The sequence below is a fragment of the Micromonospora sp. NPDC049580 genome, from assembly GCF_040675595.1.
Taxonomy (GTDB): Bacteria; Actinomycetota; Actinomycetes; order Mycobacteriales; family Micromonosporaceae; genus Micromonospora.
Genome location: NZ_JBFAPG010000470.1, coordinates 1 through 4,976, shown reverse-complemented (window position 1 = coordinate 4,976; position 4,976 = coordinate 1). Strand labels below are relative to the sequence as shown.

5 protein-coding genes are annotated in these 4,976 nt (G+C 72.5%); 3 read left to right on the top strand and 2 right to left on the bottom strand.

Going from position 1 to position 4,976, the window contains the following annotated elements; translation table 11 throughout:
- Positions 1-119: 119 nt before the first annotated feature.
- The gene (locus AB0J68_RS27060) at positions 120-503 is read right to left on the bottom strand and encodes a WhiB family transcriptional regulator (RefSeq protein ID WP_234589302.1); all 384 of its coding nucleotides are present in this window, start codon (positions 501-503) and stop codon (positions 120-122) included.
- Between the two features lie 255 nt (positions 504-758).
- Between AB0J68_RS27060 and AB0J68_RS27055 the strand changes: the two genes are divergently transcribed.
- Positions 759-1,577, top strand: a complete 819-nt coding sequence (locus tag AB0J68_RS27055; protein WP_355068456.1) for a response regulator transcription factor — start codon at positions 759-761, stop codon at positions 1,575-1,577.
- 37 nt (positions 1,578-1,614) lie between these two features.
- Here the strand turns inward: AB0J68_RS27055 and AB0J68_RS27050 are convergent, their stop codons facing one another.
- Entirely contained in the window at positions 1,615-2,034 is a 420-nt protein-coding gene (locus AB0J68_RS27050) for a DUF5319 domain-containing protein (RefSeq protein ID WP_354855353.1), read from the bottom strand.
- Between the two features lie 186 nt (positions 2,035-2,220).
- Here AB0J68_RS27050 and guaB point away from each other — a divergent pair, with 186 nt between their 5' ends.
- Positions 2,221-3,783, top strand: a complete 1,563-nt coding sequence (gene guaB / locus AB0J68_RS27045; RefSeq protein WP_354855354.1) for an IMP dehydrogenase — start codon at positions 2,221-2,223, stop codon at positions 3,781-3,783.
- Between the two features lie 27 nt (positions 3,784-3,810).
- Positions 3,811-4,929 carry a GuaB3 family IMP dehydrogenase-related protein gene (locus AB0J68_RS27040; protein ID WP_363941129.1) on the top strand — a complete coding sequence of 373 codons (1,119 nt, stop codon included), beginning with the start codon at positions 3,811-3,813 and terminating at the stop codon, positions 4,927-4,929.
- The last annotated feature ends 47 nt before the right edge of the window (positions 4,930-4,976 follow it).

Sequence of the window (4,976 nt, the reverse complement as noted above, 5' to 3'; positions counted from 1 at the left end):
GCAATAACTTCATGATCGACGGGGGCAGGTGTGGGTGGGGGTGGGGTGGGGGCAGGCGCGCGGAACCGCGCTCCCGCTGGGCGGGGGCGCGGTTCGCGGTGTTCGGGGTGGGTGCCGGGTCAGGCGACGTTGCGCTGGGCCGGGACCGTCGACTTGTGCGGGCGGCCCAGTCGCGCCTCCAGGCGGGCGACGTCGACCCGGATCTGCCGGCGGTCGGCCAGGTCCTCCCAGCCGACGGCGAGCAGGCGCAGCCGCTCCGACTCGCTGAAGCCGCCCCAGACGCCGTACGGCTCGCGGACCGACAGGGCGTGCGCGGCGCACTCGGCGCGGACCGGGCAGGCCCGGCAGACCGACTTGGCGGCGGACTCCCTGCGCAGCCGGGAGGAGCCCCGCTCCCCGTCCGGGTGGAAGAACTGGGCGCTGTCCCGGCCCCGGCAGGCACCGAGCCGCTGCCAGTCCCAGAGATCGACGATGGGTCCGGGCAGTCTACGTACGTTCGACATCAGCACCCCTCCTCCCGCGCGGCACCGCGAGACTCTTGTGGCCGGCTTCCGGGCGGCGGGCCGCGCAGGCGCACCGTTCCCGGCCTGGACCTCCCGGTACCCGGGCTGCCGCCGGCTCACACGTGTGTGATCCAAAACGTCTGGCAACTCGCGGCTTTTGCCCTATCTGTCGGAAAAGTTCAGATGATTGCCGGGAACCCCCTCCCCAGCCGACGCCGTCATGGTCTGCTCGTGTGCGGAGAGGAGACCACCACAGTGCGTACCGTTCTTGTGTGCGTTCGGACACCGCTCGCGGCTCAGCACCTCACTTCTGCTGCCGCGCGGCTGGGGTTGTCCGCGATCGTCCGTACCGCCGTCTCCGATCCCGAGGTGATGCTGCGACTCGCCGAGCGCCCGGCCGACGTGGTCCTGGCCGACACGGCTCTCACCCGGCCGGACAGCGCGGGTTTCGTCCGCCGGGTGCTGGCCCGCGCGCCGCAGGCCGCGGTCCTGCTGCTCGGCGCCGAGGAGTCCGAGGCCGCCGCCGCCACCATCAGCGCCGGCGCCCGGGGTCTCATCCAGAACGCCGACCACGACCTGACCAGCGCGGTCGCCAAGGCCCTGCTGCTGCTCACCGCACCCGGCCGAGCCTCCCGGCAGCGGGTCACCGACCCGGCCCGGGACACCGCGGCGGTCGGTGGGTCGGGCCGCTCCGCGCCATCGGTACGCGGCTCCGCCGAACCCGGCTGGACGGCCGCGCCCGGCGACGGGTCGCCGGGCATGCCGTCGGTGCCGGTGCAGCGGGGTGACGACGAGGTCGAGTCGGCGACCGACGGGTCGGCAGCCGGCCAGACCGACCCGACCCGGCCCGCCCCGAGCGCCCGCCCCAACCGGGCGTCGATCGGGCTCACCGAACGGGAACTCCAGGTGCTGCTGGGCATGGCCGAGGGCAAGAGCAACGCGGAGATCGGCCGGGAACTGTTCGTGTCCGAGGACACCGTCAAGACCCATGCGCGACGGCTGTTCCGCAAGCTCGGCGCCCGGGACCGCGCCCACGCGGTCGCCGCCGGCTTTCGTGCCGGCCTGGTCTCCTGACCCACGCGGCCCCGCCCCCGGCGGGGTCAGCCAGCGGTCACTCGCCGGTGGTGGCGGTGCCCGGTTCGTCCTCGGTGCCCTCGGTCAGGGTGTCGTGCACCCCGTCGGCGTAACCACGGGCGTAGTCCCAGGTCACGTAGTGGTCCGGGTCCGGGTCGTACGCCGGCTCGTGCACCCGGGGCCGCCCCGAGTTGAGCAGGTGCCGCAGGTTGCCCCGCAGCAGGTCCCAGTCGAAGTAGTGCGGTTCCCGGCAGTCCTCGCATTCGATGACCAGCCCGCGCACCCCGATTGGCGCCAGCAGGGCCTGGTAGATCTCCAGGTCGGCGAGGTCCTCCAGCACATCCTGCCGCTCGACGTCGGTCAGCGGATCCGGCGTCGCGTCGTCGCCCGGGTCGTCCAGGCCTGCGGTCGGGTCGGCCGGGTCGCCGTTGAACGGGTCGATGGGCTCGTCGTGCACCCCCTCACCGTAGACCCAACGCGGCGCGAACGTCCGCCCCCCGGCACCGCGCCCACGCGGCCGCCGCCGACGGAGGTCGCCCAGGTCACTGGGTACGATAGGACGACGTGCCGGCACCGTGGCGTGCTCCGGTGCCCGCCCGCGCCACCTCGCTGAAGCCCATCCGAGCAGCTCAGGAGAGCAATCGTGGAAAATTCGCCCAGCACCGATCTTCCGGCCGGCGTCGAGCACGCCGATCTGGGCGGCCACCTGCCCGAGCTGCCCGCCGGCTCGGCCCGGGTCGTTCCGCTCGGGCTCACCTTCGATGACGTGCTGCTCCAGCCGGGCGAGTCGGACGTCGTCCCCAGCCGGGTCAACACCCGGACGAAGCTCACCCGCGGCATCGAACTGACCGTTCCGCTGCTCTCCAGCGCCATGGACACGGTCACCGAGGCGCGCATGGCGATCGCCATGGCCCGCCAGGGTGGCATCGGCGTGCTGCACCGCAACCTCTCCGTGGAGGACCAGGCCCTCCAGGTCGACCTGGTCAAGCGCTCCGAGTCCGGCATGATCACCAACCCGGTGACCGCCAGCCCGGACGACACCCTGCGCGAGGTCGACGAGCTGTGCGGGCGCTACCGCATCTCGGGTGTCCCGGTGGTGGACGGCGATGGCCAGCTGGTCGGCATCGTCACCAACCGCGACATGCGTTTCGTCTCCGAACCGAGCACCCCGGTCCGCGAGATCATGACCCGGACGCCGCTGGTCACCGCCACGGTCGGGGTGAGCAAGGACGACGCGCTGGCGCTGCTGCGTCGCCACAAGGTCGAGAAGCTGCCGATCGTGGACGACTCGGGTCGGCTGCGCGGGCTGATCACCGTGAAGGACTTCACCAAGAGCGAGCAGTACCCGAACGCCACCAAGGACGACGCGGGCCGGCTGCGGGTGGCCGCCGCCGTCGGTGTCGGCGAGGACTCGTACAAGCGGGCCCGCACGCTCGTCGACGCCGGCGTCGACGTGCTGATCGTGGACACGGCGCACGGGCACCAGCGGGCCGTGCTGGACATGGTCCGCCAGCTCAAGAAGGACGTCACGATCGACATCGTGGGCGGCAACGTGGCCACGTACGCCGGTGCGCGCGCGCTGGTCGAGGCCGGCGCCGACGGGATCAAGGTGGGTGTCGGCCCGGGCGCGATCTGCACGACCCGGATCGTGGCCGGAGTCGGCGTCCCGCAGATCACCGCGATCATGGAGGCGGCCCGTGCCGCCCGCCCGGCCGGCGTCCCGGTGATCGGCGACGGCGGCATCCAGTATTCGGGCGACATCGCCAAGGCCCTGGTCGCCGGCGCCGACACGGTGATGCTCGGCAGCCTGCTGGCCGGCTGCGAGGAGAGCCCCGGCGAGCTGATCTTCATCAACGGCAAGCAGTACAAGGCGTACCGCGGGATGGGCTCGCTCGGCGCGATGCAGTCCCGGGGGCAGGCCAAGTCGTACTCGAAGGACCGGTACTTCCAGCAGGACGTGCTCGCCGAGGACAAGCTGGTCCCCGAGGGTGTCGAGGGGCAGGTGCCCTACCGGGGCCCGCTGTCCGCGGTCGCCCACCAGCTCACCGGCGGGCTGCGGGCCGCGATGGGGTACGTCGGCGCGGAGAGCATCCCCGAGCTGCACCGGCGTGGCCAGCTGATCCGGATCACGGCGGCGGGGCTCAAGGAGAGCCACCCGCACGACATCCAGATGACCGTCGAGGCGCCCAACTACCACTCCCGCTGACCATCCCCCAACAATCTGGAGTCCCCCATGCGTGACGTGGTCGAGATCGGGCTGGGCAAGACCGCGCAGCGCGGTTACCACCTGGACGACATCGCCATCGTGCCGAGCCGCCGGACCCGGGACGTCGACGACGTCTCGACCGCGTGGCAGCTCGACGCGTACCCGTTCGGCATCCCCTGTGTCGGGCACCCCTCGGACGCCACGATGAGCCCGTCCTCGGCGGTCCGGCTCGGTCAGCTCGGCGGTCTCGGCGTGCTCAACGTCGAGGGGCTGTGGACCCGCTACGAGAACCCGACGAAGGTGCTGGAGGAGCTGGCCGGCCTCGACGAGGGCGCCCGCGCCACCAAGCGGCTCCAGGAGGTGTACGCCGAGCCGATCCGCCCGGACCTGATCGCCGAGCGGGTCCGCGAGCTGCGCGCCGGTGGCGGCACGGTGGCGGTGCGGGTCTCCCCGCAGCACACCCTGGCGCTGGCCCCGGTCATCCTGGACGCCGGAGTGGACATCCTGGTCATCCAGGGCACCATCGTGTCGGCCGAGCACGTGTCGACGACCGACGAGCCGCTGAACCTCAAGGAGTTCATCGCCGACCTCGACCTGCCGGTCATCGTCGGCGGCTGCACCGACTACAAGACGGCCCTGCACCTGATGCGTACCGGCGCGGCCGGCGTGATCGTCGGCATCGGCGGCGACGAGTGGTCGACGACCGAGTCGGTGCTGGGCATCCGGGTGCCGATGGCCACCGCGATCGCCGACGCCGCGGCGGCCCGTCGGGACTACCTCGACGAGACCGGCGGCCGGTACGTGCACCTGATCGCCGACGGCGACATCCAGACCTCCGGTGACATCGCCAAGGCCCTCGGCTGTGGCGCGGACGCGGTGATGCTCGGCGAGCCGTTGTCGCTCTGCGACGAGGCGCCCGCCGGCGGCGCCTGGTGGCACTCGGCGGCCAGCCACCCGTCGCTGCCCCGCGGGGCGTTCGAGGTCGCCGGTGAGCCGCTCGGGTCGATGGAGCAGCTGCTCTTCGGCCCGGCGGACGAGGCCGACGGTCAGCTCAACCTGTTCGGCGGGCTGCGCCGGGCGATGGCCAAGTGCGGCTACCGCGACCTCAAGGAGTTCCAGAAGGTCGGCCTGGTCCTCGACCGCTGACCTGCCGGTTAGACGCCGGAAGGCCGGCCCCGCAACGTGGCGGGGCC